Annotated in this window: 9 protein-coding genes; 7 read left to right on the top strand and 2 right to left on the bottom strand. The window is 56.5% G+C overall.

Annotation, left to right across the window (positions count from 1 at the left end):
* Positions 1-9: 9 nt before the first annotated feature.
* Positions 10-972: a taurine ABC transporter substrate-binding protein gene (gene tauA / locus OGY35_RS13495; protein ID WP_286632533.1), complete on the bottom strand. Its 963-nt coding sequence runs from the start codon at positions 970-972 to the stop codon at positions 10-12.
* Positions 973-1,993: 1,021 nt separating this feature from the next.
* On the opposite strand from tauA, the gene OGY35_RS13490 reads away from it, so the two are divergent.
* The 6 genes from OGY35_RS13490 (at position 1,994) to fbpC (ending at position 9,857) form a co-directional block, all read left to right on the top strand.
* A complete protein-coding gene (locus OGY35_RS13490; RefSeq protein ID WP_152405710.1) occupies positions 1,994-2,623 on the top strand; it encodes a response regulator transcription factor in 630 nt (209 codons plus the stop codon).
* The gene (locus OGY35_RS13485; protein ID WP_286632532.1) at positions 2,623-4,164 is read left to right on the top strand and encodes an MASE1 domain-containing sensor histidine kinase; all 1,542 of its coding nucleotides are present in this window, start codon (positions 2,623-2,625) and stop codon (positions 4,162-4,164) included. Before OGY35_RS13490 ends, OGY35_RS13485 begins: the two co-directional genes overlap by 1 nt.
* A gap of 60 nt (positions 4,165-4,224) precedes the next feature.
* On the top strand, positions 4,225-5,553 hold the full coding sequence (gene uhpC / locus OGY35_RS13480) for an MFS transporter family glucose-6-phosphate receptor UhpC (RefSeq protein ID WP_286632720.1): 1,329 nt from the start codon (positions 4,225-4,227) through the stop codon (positions 5,551-5,553).
* A complete protein-coding gene (locus OGY35_RS13475; RefSeq protein WP_152405713.1) occupies positions 5,550-6,581 on the top strand; it encodes an ABC transporter substrate-binding protein in 1,032 nt (343 codons plus the stop codon). Before uhpC ends, OGY35_RS13475 begins: the two co-directional genes overlap by 4 nt.
* A 139-nt stretch (positions 6,582-6,720) precedes the next feature.
* Positions 6,721-8,799, top strand: coding sequence for an ABC transporter permease (locus OGY35_RS13470; RefSeq protein WP_286632531.1), 2,079 nt, complete (start codon positions 6,721-6,723; stop codon positions 8,797-8,799).
* An 11-nt stretch (positions 8,800-8,810) separates the two neighbouring features.
* Positions 8,811-9,857: a ferric ABC transporter ATP-binding protein gene (gene fbpC, locus OGY35_RS13465; RefSeq protein WP_152405715.1), complete on the top strand. Its 1,047-nt coding sequence runs from the start codon at positions 8,811-8,813 to the stop codon at positions 9,855-9,857.
* 1,038 nt (positions 9,858-10,895) lie between these two features.
* Here the strand turns inward: fbpC and OGY35_RS13460 are convergent.
* The gene (locus OGY35_RS13460; RefSeq protein WP_286632530.1) at positions 10,896-15,074 is read right to left on the bottom strand and encodes an autotransporter outer membrane beta-barrel domain-containing protein; all 4,179 of its coding nucleotides are present in this window, start codon (positions 15,072-15,074) and stop codon (positions 10,896-10,898) included.
* 698 nt (positions 15,075-15,772) lie between these two features.
* Between OGY35_RS13460 and OGY35_RS13455 the strand changes: the two genes are divergently transcribed.
* Positions 15,773-16,549 (top strand): MBL fold metallo-hydrolase, encoded by a 777-nt coding sequence (locus OGY35_RS13455; RefSeq protein ID WP_286632529.1) that lies wholly within the window; start codon positions 15,773-15,775, stop codon positions 16,547-16,549.
* The last annotated feature ends 12 nt before the right edge of the window (positions 16,550-16,561 follow it).

Raw genomic sequence — 16,561 nt, 5'->3', positions numbered from 1 at the left:
GCGCCTCCTTTATTGCACGAAGCGATCGGTGACGTACTGGCTATAATCGCTTGCCACCGCAGGCACCTTGCCCTGCTCTTTCAGAAACTGCGCGGTGTCGATAATCGCTTTGTTCACCGGGCCGGTCAGCTCCGCCGTCTGCTGCTGAGGTGTGAGATAGGTATTACCTTTCACCAGTCCCGGCACATCGGCTTCCGGCACGCCGCTCAGGCGCGACAGCTTGCTGATGTTCTCCGGCTGTTTCAGCCATTCGTCGGGATTCGCAATATAGGGCTGCTGCGCGTCGATGGCGCTTTTCGCGAAGGCTTTCACCACCTCCGGATGCTTCTCGGCAAAGTCTTTGCGCACCACCCACACATCGAGAGTCGGAGCTCCCCACTCGCCAACTTTTTCCGAGTCGGTCAGCACCTTGCCGTCTTTTTCCAGAGCGTTCACAGCCGGCGCCCAGACGTAGGCACCGTCAATATCCCCGCGCTGCCAGGCGGCGATAATCGCCGGCGGCTGCAGGTTCACAATCTCCACCTGACCGGGTTTGATCCCCCAGTGTTTCAGTGCCGCCAACAGGCTGTAGTGGGTGGTGGAGATAAACGGCACGGCGATGCGTTTGCCGATCAGGTCCTCGGGTTTGCTGATACTTTTCTTCACCACCAGCGCTTCGGAGTTACCGAGTTTTGACGCCAGCAGGAAAACCTCGATCGGCACCTGCTGACTGGCGGCAACCGCCAGCGGACTGGAGCCGAGATTGCCGATCTGCACATCGCCGGAGGCCAGGGCGCGCACAATGCTCGCGCCGCTGTCGAATTTACGCCAGTCGACGGTAGCCCCGCTCTCTTTGGCGAAGGTGTTATCCGCCTGCGCCACTTTCGCCGGCTCGGCGGAGGTTTGATATGCGACGGTGACGTTCACCGCCTGCGCCTGAAAGGTGATGAATGCCAGTGCGGCAAGAAGTGTATTACGCGATGAACGTGCCATATTGTCTGCTCCCTTGTCTTGTTATGGAGGCAGTATTTCGTTGCGACCGGATTTGATAAAGGAATTAAAAATTCTTGCTAAGAACAAAGCGTTTTTAGAAAAAAAGCGGGAATGGTTAGCGATTTTGCGCATGTTGAGGCAGATGTAGTGTCGTAGGCCGGATAAGCGTAGCGCCATCCGGCATGGGCTGTTGACATGCGTCATGTCGTTTCTGGGAAGTGTTCCGTTCGTCTTATGTTTCTTACCGTGGGTCAGGTGTTTTCATGTCACTTCATCAAAGGGTTCCGTTCGCCCTACGAACCGTGATTCTCTGGACGTAAATTTCCCGCGAACGTGTTAAGGAGGCTCGTCGCCGCCTCCTTAACAATCCTGGCTCCCGGCAGGAAAATTGTCGCTTCGCGATACCCTCCGCTTATTCCTTCAGGCTACCGGGCCGGGCACGACTCAGCATCCCTGCTTCGCGCGCCCTGAACCCGCATCCTTGCGGGTTCTCCCGGCCTTACGGAAACGCGTCGGCAATTTTCAGCCGGCCCCATCCACACCTGCCCCTCTCTGCGGTTTGCTTTTTTTACAGCGAAATGAATTTTCCTGAAAGGCAGAGAATCGAAGCGATGCCGTTGGTCCGGCGTGAAAATCGATGAGCCGTTGACGGCTGACCGGGTCCACCCGCAGGGAAGCGGGCGGAGGGGACGGCCTGCAGGGATGCAGGCTCGGCCCCGACCCGAAAGGCTGACGGCATAAGGCGAATGGACCACAACGTGGCGATTTTCCTCGCCGGGAGCCGGGATTGTTAAGGGCGTGGCGGAGAACGCCCTTAACACGTTCGCGGGTGAGTGAGTTCCAAAGAAACAATGAACATAAAGCGAACGGAACCTTTTACCGAAGTGACATGAAAACGCCTGCCCCCTGCGCCCCCAAATATTGCCATTTTGTTACATTCATTCCATAACTGTACCTGATTGATTGCCAGCGCAGCGGCGCCAGGCATCATAGAGTCATTATCCGGCAAGAGAGCAAAATCATGATACGTGTGGTGCTGGTGGACGACCATGTGGTGGTGCGTTCTGGCTTTGCGCAATTACTCAGTCTCGAAGAAGACCTCGACGTCGCAGGCCAGTTCAGCAGCGCAGCGGAAGCCTGGCCTGCTTTACTGCGCGACGACGTTAACGTTGCGGTGATGGATATCGCCATGCCGGACGAAAACGGTCTGAGCTTACTGAAACGCTTGCGGGCACAGAGGCCGCAGTTTCGCGCCATTATTCTCAGTATCTATGACACGCCGACCTTCGTGCAGAGCGCGCTGGATGCGGGTGCCAGCGGCTATCTGACCAAACGCTGCGGGCCGGAAGAGTTAGTGCAGGCCGTTCGTTCCGTTGGCCTGGGCGGGCATTATCTCTGCGCCGATGCGCTGCGGGCGTTGCGCGGCGGCGAGCCATCATCACCCGTGCTGGCGGAACTGACCCCGCGCGAACGGGAAGTGTTTGATTTACTGATCAAAGGCGACAGCGTTAAGGAAATCGCCTTTAAACTCGATCTCAGCCATAAAACGGTGCATGTCCATCGTGCCAACGTGCTGGGCAAACTGAACTGCCACAGCACCATTGAGCTGGTCCATTTCGCCCTCGACCACCAACTGCTGGCGGGGCATTGATGTCACGCAACCTCCGCCACGCCGTCATCTCGCTGTTTATTATGCTGGCATGGGGCACCGGCTGGCTGATGCTGTGGACGCTCGGTTTTTATCTGACCCATAACGGCCAGCAGGCGGCGCTGTTCCTGCCGCACGGTGTCTATCTGGCGCTGTTGATCCTGCTTTCACGCCGCTATTGGCCCGCGCTGGTGCTGCCGCCGATGCTGATGCTGCTCTGGCTGCACAGTGAGCAACTGCTCAATGGCTATATTCTGCTGGCCACGCCGCTCATCAGCGTGATCCCTGCCAGTCTCACGCAGACCTTCTGGTACCGTTTCCCCCTTTACTGGCAGCGGCTGACGCTGCTGCTGGCCACAGTAACGGCGGCCTCATTGCTCAACGCCGCCCTGCTGTCACCGTTTGTCAAAAGTCCGGCGATGCTGCTCGGCCTGGCGTCATTTACCGGTGGAGTACTGCTGACGCCGTTTGTCTATCTGATCTTCGAGTTTCTGCGCCAGCAGCATCGCTATCACCTGCTGGGGCTGGACACCAATAACCCGCCGTTGCGTACCTCGTTAATCATCTGGTGCAGTCTGTTTTTTATCATTGGCATTGGTACCCAGATGGTGCTGTCGCCAGAGATTGAGCGCCTGCTGCTGATCGTGGTGTTTCTGCCCAATGTAGTCATGGCGTGGAAGTTCGGCTGGCAGGGCGGCGTGCTCTCAGGGCTGCTGGGCAGCATGATGATCACCATCGCCCGCCAGGTCGGCGTGGGGTTCAGCAACCTGGTTGAACTGGAGATCTTTCTCGCGACGCAGTCGCTGCTCGGTATTGGTCTGGGGATCGCTATCAGTCGTCAGCAACATCTGGCGCAAAACCTGCACCATTACCGCCAGCGCCTGGAGGCGGAACTGGCGGCGCGGCGGGCGCTGGCCGAGAAGCTGGTGCATACCGAAGAAGATACGCGCAAGAGCCTGGCGCGCGAACTGCATGACGAGATTGGACAGAACATCACCGCCATTCAGATCCAGTCGCAGCTGGTGAAACGGGCGCACGATCCGGCGCAAGCCCAGGCCGCCGCCAGCCAGATCAACGATCTCGCCCGACGGATCCACCACTCTACCCGCCAGTTGTTGCGCCAGCTTCGCCCCCCCGCGCTGGACGAACTGTCGTTCAAAGAGGCGTTGCTCCATCTGCTCAACGAGTTTGCCTTTACAGAGCGCGGTATTCGCTGCCAGTTTGATTATCAACTCACCGCCACGCCCGAAAATGAAACGGTGCGCTTCACTCTCTACCGGTTGTTACAGGAGTTGCTCAACAACGTCTGTAAACACGCCAGAGCCAGCGAGGTGCGGATTGTCCTGCGTCAGCAGGGAGAGGTGCTGCATCTGGACGTGACCGACAACGGTGTGGGGATCAGTGCCGACAAAATGGCCGGTTTTGGCATTCAGGGGATGCGCGAGCGGGTCAGCGCCCTCGGGGGCGAACTGGCGCTGGAGTCGCGGCACGGTACGCGGGTAAGTGTTAACTTGCCCACAAATTTGCAACAAATCGCCTTCTGACCAGGAAAAAGTCCTAGTCACTCCGGACTTTCTCTCATCCCCTTTTGATTTCTCTTTCTTATAGTCAGCAAAACGGAGACGGCTATGCACGCAGGCGCAGCATCTGAAATCAATCAACGTTACCGCACGCTGCGTCCGCGACTGCTGATGTGCATGGTCATCGGTTACGCCGCGTTTTATCTGACGCGTAAAAGCGTGAACTACGTGCTGCCAGCGTTGCAAACCGATCTTGGGCTGGATAAAAGCGACATTGGGCTACTGGGTTCCCTGTTTTATCTGACCTACGGCCTGTCGAAATTTACCGCCGGACTGTGGCATGACAGCCACGGACAGCGTGGGTTTATGGGCGTTGGCCTGTTCGCCACCGGCCTGCTGAACGTGGTGTTTGCCTTTGGTGAGTCGCTGACGCTACTGCTGGCGGTCTGGACGCTCAACGGATTTTTTCAGGGCTGGGGATGGCCCCCCTGCGCTCGCCTGCTGACCCACTGGTACTCGCGCAACGAACGCGGCTTCTGGTGGGGCTGCTGGAATATGTCTATCAACATTGGCGGGGCGATTATCCCGCTAATCAGCGCCTTCGCCGCTCACTGGTGGGGCTGGCAGGCCGCGATGCTGATGCCAGGGATAATCAGCATGGCTCTGGGAGTCTGGTTAACGCTGCAACTAAAAGGCACGCCCCAGGAAGAGGGGTTACCGTCCGTCGGCAACTGGCGTAACGATCCGCTGGAATTGCGCCAGGAGCAGCAGAGTCCGCCGATGGGGCTGTGGCAAATGCTGCGTACCACGATGCTGAAAAACCCGATGATCTGGCTGTTGGGCGTTTCGTATGTACTGGTCTATCTGATCCGCATTGCGCTCAACGACTGGGGCAACATCTGGCTGACGGAAAGTCACGGCGTCAACCTGCTCAGCGCCAACGCCACGGTGATGCTGTTTGAAGTTGGCGGTCTTCTCGGCGCGCTGTTTGCCGGCTGGGGTTCGGACCTGCTGTTTAGCGGTCAGCGGGCGCCAATGATTTTGCTGTTTACGCTGGGACTGATGGTCTCCGTCGCCGCACTATGGTTGGCGCCGGTTCATCATTACGCCCTGCTGGCAGTCTGTTTCTTTACGGTGGGCTTTTTTGTCTTTGGCCCACAAATGTTGATTGGCCTGGCGGCGGTGGAATGTGGACACAAAGCGGCGGCAGGTTCAATCACGGGTTTTCTCGGCCTGTTCGCCTATCTGGGGGCAGCGCTGGCGGGCTGGCCTCTGTCGCTGGTCATTGAACGCTACGGCTGGTCGGGAATGTTCAGTTTGCTCTCGGTCGTCGCGGTACTTATGGGTTTACTGCTGATGCCGCTGCTGATGGCGGGCATCACCACCACTCTCAGTCAAAGGATAAAACAATGAAAATGACCCTTACCTCTACTCTGATTGCCTCCGCCGTTGCGCTGGCGACCTTATCGGGCGCGGCGCACGCCAAAGGTCGTCTGGTGGTCTATTGCAGCGCCACCAACGAGATGTGCGAAGCAGAAACCAAAGCCTTTGGCGATAAATATGACGTGAAAACGTCGTTTATCCGCAACGGCTCCGGCAGCACGCTGGCGAAGGTCGATGCCGAGAAGAAAAACCCACAGGCTGACGTCTGGTACGGCGGCACGCTGGACCCGCAGTCGCAGGCCGGTGAAATGGGTCTGCTGCAGCCGTACAAATCCCCGAACCTGGAACAGGTGATGGAGAAATTCCGCGATCCGGCGAAAGTGAAGGGCAACCTCTCGTCGGCGGTCTACGTGGGGATCCTCGGTTTCGGCGTCAATACCCAGCGCCTGAAAGAGAAAAATCTGCCGGTGCCGAAATGCTGGAAAGATCTGACCAAACCGGAATACAAAGGCGAAATTCAGATTGCCGACCCACAAAGCTCCGGCACTGCCTACACCGCGCTGGCGACGTTTGCCCAGCTGTGGGGGGAGGATCAGGCCTTTGATTACCTGAAACAGCTGAACGCCAACGTCTCGCAGTACACCAAATCCGGCATTGCCCCGGCGCGTAACGCCGCCCGCGGTGAAACGGCCATCGGCATCGGCTTCCTGCACGACTACTCGCTGGAAAAAGAACAGGGTGCGCCGCTGGAGCTGATTTCTCCGTGTGAAGGTACTGGCTATGAGATCGGCGGCGTCAGCATCCTGAAAGGGGCACGCAACCTCGACAACGCCAAACTGTTCGTCGACTGGGTACTGTCGAAAGACGCACAGGAACTGGCGTGGAAGAAAGGTAAGTCCTATCAGATCCTGACCAACACCACCGCCGAAACCTCGCCGAACTCGCTGAAACTCGACGACCTGAAGCTTATCAACTACGACATGGATAAATACGGCTCAACTGACGTCCGTAAGGCGCTGATCAATAAATGGGTCAGCGAAGTGAAGATGGGTAAATAAGCTCACACGATGACTTCCTGACGTTAAGGTTACGCAGGCCGGGTAAGGCAACGCCGCCACCCGGCAATCATCGTCACCCTGAATGCCGGATGGCGCTCACGCTTATCCGGCCTGTTCGGGATTGAACAGCGGAAAACGTATGTCACACACACTTGCACTCCATCCCGTGAAAAAGCGGGATGCGATATTCCTTTGGGTCTTACTCGGCTGGCTGGCCTTCGTTCTGCTGCCGAGCTGGAGCCTGGATTACGGTCTGCTGGAGTCCACGGGCGATGAAATCCTCGAGGCCTACGGCTGGTCACAGTTCAATATCAGCTGGCTATGGTATCTGCTGCCAGGCCTGCTGCTGGTGCGCCCGTTCCACGAAGCCCGGCGCGAACAGCGTAGCCGCCACTACTTCGATGCCAGTTGGGCCTTTTTGTGCATCGCTTTTATCGTCATCAGCGCGACCGTTGAAGGGCGCGGTTTAGGCTACGCCACCATCGTGCTGTTTGTCGCACTGGGCGCAATCATGACCCTGGCGCTGACCCGTCTCGAATGGCTGGGCGGCGACCGGTTTGTGATTGGTTCGCTGGTCACCATCGTGGCACTCATCGGTATCTTTATCGTCTGGCCGAGCATCGCCATTTTCATCCCGATGTTCACCAATGACGCGGGGGCGTTCGCGCCGCTGGCGTTTATGAATGTGCTATCGCAGGCGCATATCATTCAGGTGATCCTCAACTCTATCGCCCTGTCGATTGCCGTGGGCGTCGGCTGTACCTTCTTCGGCCTGGTGCTGGCCATTTACACCACCCGTATCGCCCAACGCAGCGCCGTTATTGGCCGTATCTTCTCAATCCTGCCGATCGTCACGCCGCCATTTGTCGTGGGGCTGGGCGTTACGCTGATGATGGGCCGTTCTGGCTACGTGACCGAACTGATGGTGGAGTGGTTCGGGCTGACCAATACCAACTGGCTGTACGGGTTTACCGGTATCTGGCTGGCGCAGGTGCTGGCGTTTACCCCAATGGCGTTTATGATCCTCGATGGCGCAATCAAAACCATTCACCCGTCGCTGGAAGAGGCGTCATACACCCTGCGCGCCAGTCGCTGGCAGACGTTTAACGGCGTGTTTGTCCCACTGCTGAAACCGGCGCTGGCGAATGCGTTCTTAATTGTTATTGTCCAGTCGCTGGCCGACTTCAGTAACCCGCTGGTGCTCGGCGGCAACTTCGATGTGCTGGCGACGCAAATTTACTTCTACATCACCGGTTCACAGCTCGATTACCAGGCTGCCAGTACCCTCGGTGCCTTCCTGCTGCTGTTCTCGCTGTTGGTGTTCTGCGTACAGTACATGTGGATTGGCAAGCGCTCTTACGTCACCGTCTCCGGGAAATCATACCGTGGCGACGTGCAGCCGCTGCCGGTCACCCTGGTCTGGAGCGTGGTCGCTATCCTGGCGATATGGATTGCCTTTAACGCCCTGCTCTACGGCAGTATTTTCTACGGCAGTTTCACCGTGAACTGGGGCGTGGACTACACCCTGACGCTGGATAACTTTATCAAGCTGTTTGGCCAGGGGATGAGCGACGGCGCATGGCCTTCGCTGCTCGATACCCTGCTGTATGCCGGAATTGCCGCGCCGATCACCGCCGCCTTCGGCCTGCTGATCGCCTGGGTTGTGGTGCGCCAGCAGTTCAAAGGCAAAAAGACCATCGAGTTCACCACCATGCTGTGTTTTGCCGTACCGGGCACCGTGGCGGGCGTCTCTTACATCCTTGCCTTTAACAGCGCCCCGGTGTACCTCACCGGCACCGCGGCCATTGTCATTATCTCGATGGTGATGCGTAACGTGCCGGTCGGTATTCGCGCCGGGATCGCCGGACTCGGCCAGATCGATAAATCACTGGATGAAGCCTCGCTCAGTCTGCGTGCCGGGAGCTTACGCACCATTACGCACATTCTGCTGCCGCTACTGCGTCCGGCTATTCTCTCGGCGCTGATCTACAGCTTCGTGCGCGCCATCACGACCGTCAGCGCTATTGTCTTCCTCGTCACGCCAGACACCCGCGTGGCAACGGCCTACATCCTGAACCGCGTGGAAGACGGCGAATACGGCGTGGCGATAGCCTACGGGTCGATTCTGATCGTGGTGATGCTGGCGATTATTTTCATCTTTGACTGGCTGATTGGGGAAGCGCGTATCTCCCGGTCTAAAGCCAAAAACCAGGCGTAATGGAGCGCACTATGAGTCAGAAAAATTTCGTTGAACTGCGCAACGTCACCAAACGATTCGGCAGTAACACGGTCATCGACAATATCAATCTCACCATCCCGCAAGGGCAGATGGTGACGCTGCTTGGTCCGTCCGGCTGTGGCAAGACCACGATTCTGCGGCTGGTCGCCGGTCTGGAAAAACCAAGCGAAGGGCAGATTTTTATTGATGGCGAGGACGTCACCCATCGCTCTATTCAGCAGCGTGATATCTGTATGGTGTTCCAGTCGTATGCCCTGTTCCCGCATATGTCGCTGGGAGAAAACGTCGGCTACGGTCTGAAGATGCTGGGCGTGTCGCGCGCCGATGTGAAGACGCGGGTAAAAGAAGCGCTGGCGATGGTCGATCTGGAAGGATTCGAGGACCGCTATGTGGATCAGATTTCCGGCGGCCAACAGCAGCGCGTGGCGCTGGCGCGCGCGCTGATCCTCAAACCGAAGGTGCTGCTGTTTGACGAACCGCTGAGTAACCTCGACGCCAACCTGCGCCGCAGCATGCGCGATAAGATCCGTGAGCTGCAAAAGCAGTTTGATATCACCTCGCTGTACGTTACCCACGATCAAAGCGAAGCCTTTGCGGTTTCCGACACCGTGCTGGTGATGAACAAGGGGCATATCATGCAGATCGGATCGCCGCAGGATCTTTATCGTCAGCCTGCGTCCCGCTTTATGGCCAGCTTCATGGGCGACGCTAACCTGTTCCCGGCCCATTTTAGCGATGACGCGGTCGATATCTACGGCTATCGCCTGCCCCGCCCCGCGCACTTTGCAGCCCAGGGTAAGGGTACCGTGGGCGTACGCCCGGAAGCGATTACCTTAAGCGATCGCGGCGAGGAGAGTCAGCGCTGCGTGATTCGGCATGTGGCCTATATGGGACCGCAGTATGAGGTGACGGTGGAGTGGCATGGGCAGGAAATTCTGTTACAGGTCAACGCCACTCGTCTGCAACCGGATATTGGCGAGCAGTATTTCCTCGAAATCCATCCGTACGGGATGTTTGTGTTAGCGGACGCCGCGTAGGTTTTCGATGTTTTCGATGCCGGAGAAGCGTAAGCGCCATCCGGCAACCGCTGTATATGTTTACCAGGGAGATCTTTCCGTTCACCTTATGTGCGTCGCCTCTCTGGAATTATCGTGTACGTGAACGGGCAAGGGAGGCTCGCCGCCGCCTCCCTTGCAACCCAGGCTCCCGGCCGGGAAAATTGTCGCTTCGCGATACCCTCCGCTTATTCCTCCGGGCTACCGGGTCGGGCGCGACTCAGCATCCCTGCTTCGCGCGCCCTGAACCCGCATCCCTGCGGGTTCCCCCTGCCCTCCGGAAACACGTCGGCAATTTTCAGCCGGACCAATCCACACCTGACCACCTGAGCAGTTTACTGTTGCTCAAAGCGAAAAGAATTTGTTTGTAGAGCAGGAAATTGAAGCGATGCCGTTGGTCCGGCGTGAAAATCGATGAGCCGTTGACGGCTGACCGGGTCCGCCCGCAGGGAAGCGGGCGGAGGGGACGGCCTGCAGGGATGCAGGCTCGGCCCCGACCCGAAAGGCTGACGGCATAAGGCGAATGGACCACAACGTGGCGATTTTCCTCGCGGGGAGCCGGGATTGTTAAGGGCGTGGCGGAGAACGCCCTTAACACGTTCGCGGGTGAGTTGTTTCCAGAGAAGCAATGAACATAAGGCGAACGGAACCCTTCTCAGAAATGACATGACGCATGCCTGATGGCGCTACGCTTATCAGGCCTACGTTGATCCCGTTAACCCTGTACCAGCCGCAGCCGTCCGCGCGGCGCGCTTAATAGCGGGAATGGGTTAACAATAAGGAACAGAATAGGTCGCCAGCTCATAACGCCTCCAGATCAGGGGGTTATCTATACTCTGGCAGTGGCAAAGCAGAGCGACACTAAGACGAAAGTAGGAATGCTGCGCAATTGTTCATACAACGGAGTGATAACAGAAAGGTATTCGCAAATTTCAGTGAATATTTACCGCGCAACGTGGCGGTAAGAATAAAACGTCAACCCGGCTTCTCAGCCGGGTTGACGGGAGGCATATCGGACGGTTAGAACTGGTATTTTATCCCCAGCACACCGCTCGTGTCGTGAAAGCCGTTATTACCCATTTGTTGAGCCACGTTGCCCCACACGCTGAGATCCCGGGTCAACCGCCCCTCGACGCCCACTTTCACCTCAGCGACGTTTCGACTTCCCTGCAGGGAAGTACTCGTGTCATTCATCGTGACGCCGTACTGCTTCGTGTTGTGTATCCAGTTCGCCTCGATAAAGGGTTCAAACTCGCGTACGGTTCCTTTTTCCGTGGCGCTTTTTCCATTGGCGTAAAGGCGCATGCCCAGACGGGTCTGAATATTATTGTCACCCTGGCCCTGAACCCGTGTACCATTTTTCTCGGTATGGTCGTTAGCCTTCACCCCCATCCAGGTGACCTGCGCCTGTGGGCGAAGATAGACGTTACTTTCTATGTCGCCTGCCGTCGTGAATGATCCCATGTGGAAAGCGTAACCCGACTCCAGCGACGCCGTCAGCCCCTTGCTTTTATAGCGCTCCTGAGCAATCTCATCACCTTTAACCGTATTATCAAACCAGTTATAGAGTACCCAGGAATCGACATACAGCCCGGTTTTATCCACGGCGTTCTGGTACCAGGTTCCGTACAAACCGGCGCTGTAGCCGCTCACCTCGCCACGAGAACCGTAGCCTGAGAGCCTGTTATGGGTGTCGTTATCCTGCTTACCATAGCCCGCCATTGCGCCCAGTTGATAGCTATCAGTACCGTTTGTGCTGCCCTGATGCAACGCGCCGCCGACCTGCACGACAACGCGGTTGGACGAGGATGTGTTCTGATCGTCAGACATCCGGCTCTTGTTGCGCCCGCCTGCCGTGCGCAGCCACAAGCTGGTCATATGGCGTTCCCCGGTAGCGGGGTCGGTATACCATGCTCCTCCCTGACGGTCCTGCAGCCGGGTGTTAAACAGCGTATTCGCTGCCGCCAGGTTGCTGGCATAGCTTCCGGCCTCAGGGCGATAGATGTGGACTGCATCAGAGGAATCGCCTGGTGCAGGCCGATCGTTATTGACAACCTCAGAGGAGTCGTCAGGATCAGGAGTGTCCGTCAGACTGGTTAAATACCAGTTATTCCTGTCATTACCGGAAGCCGTTCCCTGCTTCACGTGATATTCATAGCTTCCCGCCACGATACGGCCTCGTTGTACAAAGGCATCTGCCGTAGAACTCCCGGTCTCAATGATTTTAATCCCTTCATGCAGCAATGCCCCTGAGCCATTCTCATTGCTAACCTGCACATAGGTCGTACCGGTCGCGTTGCCGGTAACCACCAGCTTATCCGTCAGGCTGCTGTCACCGCCGAGAACGGTGCCCAGCGAAAGATTACCGCCGTTACCCACATAGTCGCCATTGATGGTCAGCGTATTCCCGGCGCTGGTTGCGCTGTTGTTGAGAATAATATTGCCGCTGTTAGTCACGTCGCCAGTCAGCATGACGCTAAGAGGGGAAGAAGGCGGAACACCATAGTCATCAATCAGCAGGGTTCCCCGGTTATCCAACGCGTTGACAGTCTGGCTGTTGCCGTTCAGGTTAAGCGTCCCTTCCTCGCCGACGGTTACGCCGGAGGTATTGGCGAATGCATTCGCCGTCGTCGTCTTCAGCATGCCTTCGCTGACATAGGTCGACCCCGTATAGCTATTTTCCGCTGACAGTATCAGCGTGCCTTCTCCTGCTTTGGTCAGGCTTTTACCGTCCCAGGCCGGGTTGACGTGCGCCGTATTGTCAGCCAGGGCGACGCCGAGATCGAAGGTTCTGCCCTCATCAAGCGTGAACGTCCCGTGCGCATCGGCGTCCAGACCGTTCCAGTACAGGGAGTATTGAATGATCCGAGAGCCAGCGTTGATATAGGCAAAGTCCGGTTGGCTCATGCCCGCGACGAGGGCATTACTGTAAGAAAACGCGCCCGTAATACCGTTCGTGGTTTCAACCAGAAGGATGTCGTGCATATCCCAGTGGGTGATATTGGCATTAATCGACGCGTTATCGCCAACCGAGAGAGACGCCGCCTTGAGGCTGACGCCTTCGCCAAGGGTGAGCGACGACTCGTCGGCAAACGACGCGTTACCGGAAAATTCAATCGGTTGTTCTGCCAGCGTGACGCTTGCCGCCTGACCCACCGTCAGATTACCGTTGATGGCCCGGTTTACCTCGTCATTACTGACTATCTGCAACGTTGTCGCGCTGTCGCTCGCGCCGTCGGCCAGCCGGATATCACCGGTGATAGCCGAGCCGGTATTCAGCGTCAGCAGATTACTGCCGCCGGTAAGACTGAGAGCCGCGCCCGCTTCGCCACCGCTCCGGTAGGGCGCACCGCCAGTAATAGTGTGGTTATTTATGATCGCCAGATTACTGCCGGATATCGCTGCGCCACCTGCGCCGTTAGCGCCGCCGTTGCTGCCGTAACTGCCTTTGCCCCCGACGACAGAACCGCTGTTGTTAATCCTCAGGCTGTCACCGAATATTCCGACGCCGCCGTTGCCGCCGTCGCTGGTGTTAGTATTATTTCTGCTGCCGCTGTAATTGCCCTCTCCGCCAGTGATGGTGCCGCCAGCCAGATTGCTGATGGTCAGGTTGTGACCGGATATAGCCGTGCCGCCGTCCGCGCCGTCCGGGCTTGTCGTATCACCGCTGGCATAGGCGCCTTCGCCACCGGTGATGGAACCACCGTTGGTGATGGTCAGATTATCGCCAAGTATTCCCGTACCGCCAGCGGTAGGCATTCCGGCGCCGCCGAGGCCGTCCAGGCCGCCACTGCCGCCTTCACCGCCGGTAATAGAACCTCCGGCTAAATTATCAAGGACGATCTCGCTACCAGATATGCCAGCGCCAGCATTTCCGCCATTGCCTCCGCTGCCAAACCCCCCTTCGCCACCGACAATGGATCCGCCGTTGGTGATTCTCAGACCGGTACCCGATATCGCATCGCCAGCCACGCTTCCGGAACTGCCTTCCCCTCCCGTAATTGACCCACGGGCAACATTGTCAATGACCATATCGCTGCCGGATATTCCCGCCCCGGCATTACCGCCACTGATGCCATTCTCATCGTCGTCTATCCCTCCCGCACCACCGAGAATAGCGCCGCCATTGGTTATGGTCAGAGCGGAACCCGATATGGCATCGCCCCCTAAGCTTCCGGAACTGCCTCGACCACCCGTAATTGACCCACGAGCAATATTGTCAATGACCATATCGCTGCCGGATATTCCCGCCCCGGCATTGCCGCCGAGCGCTCCATAGCCAAACCCTCCCGAACCACCGAGAATAGTGCCACCATTGGTTATGGTCAGAGCGGAACCTGATATGGCATCGCCCCCTAATTTTCTGGAATTGCCTCGCCCCCCAGTAATTGACCCACTGGCAATATTGTCAATAACCATATTATTGCCGGTAATTCCGGCACCGGCATTGCCACCTTCAACCCCATCGTAGCCATATCCCCCTCCGCCGCCGAGAATAGCGCCGCTGTTGGTGATGGTCAGCGCGGAACCCGATATGGCATCGCCTCCCTCACCACTGGAATCACCGTCACCACCGGTAATACGGTAAGTATTAATAATCGTCAGATCGGTACCGGATATGCCAGCGCCGCCAATGCCGCCCGTACCACCGTTGTCATCAAATCCGTAACTGCCATCGCCTCCGGTAATCGCGCCATCGTTGGTTATCATCAGGCTGTCACCAGAGATACCCGTACCGCTAGCGGAACGTCTATCCCCTTCGCCACCAGTGATGGAGCCAGTACGAGAATTGGTTATCGACAGGTCAGTACCCGATATTCCCACACCGCCTGCACCAATGCCGCTAACGCCATAGCTACCTTCACCGCCAGTAATCGCACCGCCGTTAGTGATTGTCGCATTGTTACCGGACATTCCGTCGCCGCCGTCGCCGCCCGCGTCACCATCACCGCCGGTTATTGTGATGCCACTACCGACGCTTACGCTGTTATCCGCTGCGGTAGTTTCCGGGTTCGGCGATAAGACATACCCGGCTCCGGCGCCTTCACTGCCCCCGCTCGTCCCGTGAGTCCCTGTGTTGGATTGCGCCGTATAAGGAAATGAACCATCGACATGAATCGTGGCGCCTGTTGCCGGTGCGGATGATATGAAGATCGATGCGATCAATAAGGCTATCTGGTTTCTGCGAAAATGTTGCATGAATAACTCCCTTGCTAATCTTCACAAAATTAAGTTAATTTCTTACTCTTGTTAAATCGGTAAACAAAGTAGAAAAAAACAGGAAACAAAAAATTAGCAATAAAAATTAAATTAAATTCAAAAGAAAATAAAGATTGTATTGGAAGCTATCAAAACCATATCGAAGAGTAAACGCAGTAAATCATTTCAAAAAAATCTTAAATTATTTACCCGCTAACCATTTCACACCATTAAATCAACAAAAACAATAATATAAGAGACACCCATGCAGCAATGCATTTAATATCAACATGGCTATTTAAAAAAACAGACAAATTAATTTATGATGAAAACAAGGCGTTACCCTCGTCGTCAACGAGATAAATCCGTCAATGTTTAAATCTTTATATTTTTCTTTATTTCATCTTAAGACTGCTTAATAAGATGAGATGTTTAAGAGTGATGTTCAGATTTTTATTATTATGTTCGTAAAGGATTCTCAATTACGGTTACTGACTAAAGATATGCCGTCTCCTGGCTATCGCGCGGTAAATATCTCTGCGACGCCACGGAAAAGCCACATTGCACTCTTCTGTTTTACTGCGGGGTCTGGTCTACCCTGTTGGCCCAATCCCATCGTTATTCGCCCATTTTCCCCTATTCAGTTTCTGGTCAACACGCCAGGATGAGACCACTGGCCCCTCACGTGGAGTATCACTATGAACATCACCCATATTCGCAACGCCACCCAGTTGATTACCTTTGGTGGTAAAACCTTTCTCGTCGATCCGATGCTCGCCCCGAAAGGTGCGTATCCCGGCTTTCCCGGCACGGCGCGGGCCGAAATCCGTAATCCGACGGTAGAACTCCCGTGCGACATCGACACCCTGTTGCAGGCTGATGCGCTGATCGTCACCCATCTCCATGCAGACCACTGGGACGACGTCGCCGCAAAGGTGGTGCCGAAAGAGAAACCGATTTATGTACAGAACGAACAGGACGCGCAAATCCTGCGGGCGCAGGGTTTTAGTCAACTCATCCTCCTGACGGACAATACCCGGTTGGGTGAGATCACGTTGCGTAAAACAGGCGGCCAGCACGGAGCCGACCGGCTGTACGCCATTCCTGCCATGGCTGAGCGAATGGGCGATGCCTGCGGGATTGTGTTCCAGCATCCACAGGAAAAAACGCTGTATCTGGTCGGCGATACTATCTGGCGCGATGAGGTCGAAGCCAACATGGTCACATTCCAGCCTGATGTAGTGGTACTGAACGCCGGGTTTGCACACGTGATCGGTTTTGGTGCCATCATCATGGGGGCAGAAGATGTGCTGAAAACCCACTTCGTACTGCCTGATGCGCAGATTGTGGCGATTCACATGGAAGCGATAAACCACTGCCTGTTGACGCGTACCGCGCTCAGGGAATACGCCCGCGATAACCAGATTGCAGAATGTGTCCGGGTACCGGAAGATGGGGAAACCCTGACGTTCTAACCCCCAGCCGAG

Origin of the sequence: Citrobacter sp. Ct235 (genome assembly GCF_030332305.1) — a bacterium.
Lineage (GTDB): Bacteria > Pseudomonadota > Gammaproteobacteria > Enterobacterales > Enterobacteriaceae > Citrobacter_A > Citrobacter_A telavivensis.
This window is presented reverse-complemented; position numbering and strand designations above follow the sequence as displayed.

Coding starts and splice junctions, on each gene's coding strand:
- tauA (WP_286632533.1), bottom strand. CDS start 972: ATGGCACGTTCATCGCGTAATACACTTCTTGCCGCACTGGCATTCATC.
- OGY35_RS13490 (WP_152405710.1), top strand. CDS start 1,994: ATGATACGTGTGGTGCTGGTGGACGACCATGTGGTGGTGCGTTCTGGC.
- OGY35_RS13485 (WP_286632532.1), top strand. CDS start 2,623: ATGTCACGCAACCTCCGCCACGCCGTCATCTCGCTGTTTATTATGCTG.
- OGY35_RS13475 (WP_152405713.1), top strand. CDS start 5,550: ATGAAAATGACCCTTACCTCTACTCTGATTGCCTCCGCCGTTGCGCTG.
- OGY35_RS13470 (WP_286632531.1), top strand. CDS start 6,721: ATGTCACACACACTTGCACTCCATCCCGTGAAAAAGCGGGATGCGATA.
- fbpC (WP_152405715.1), top strand. CDS start 8,811: ATGAGTCAGAAAAATTTCGTTGAACTGCGCAACGTCACCAAACGATTC.
- OGY35_RS13460 (WP_286632530.1), bottom strand. CDS start 15,074: ATGCAACATTTTCGCAGAAACCAGATAGCCTTATTGATCGCATCGATC.
- OGY35_RS13455 (WP_286632529.1), top strand. CDS start 15,773: ATGAACATCACCCATATTCGCAACGCCACCCAGTTGATTACCTTTGGT.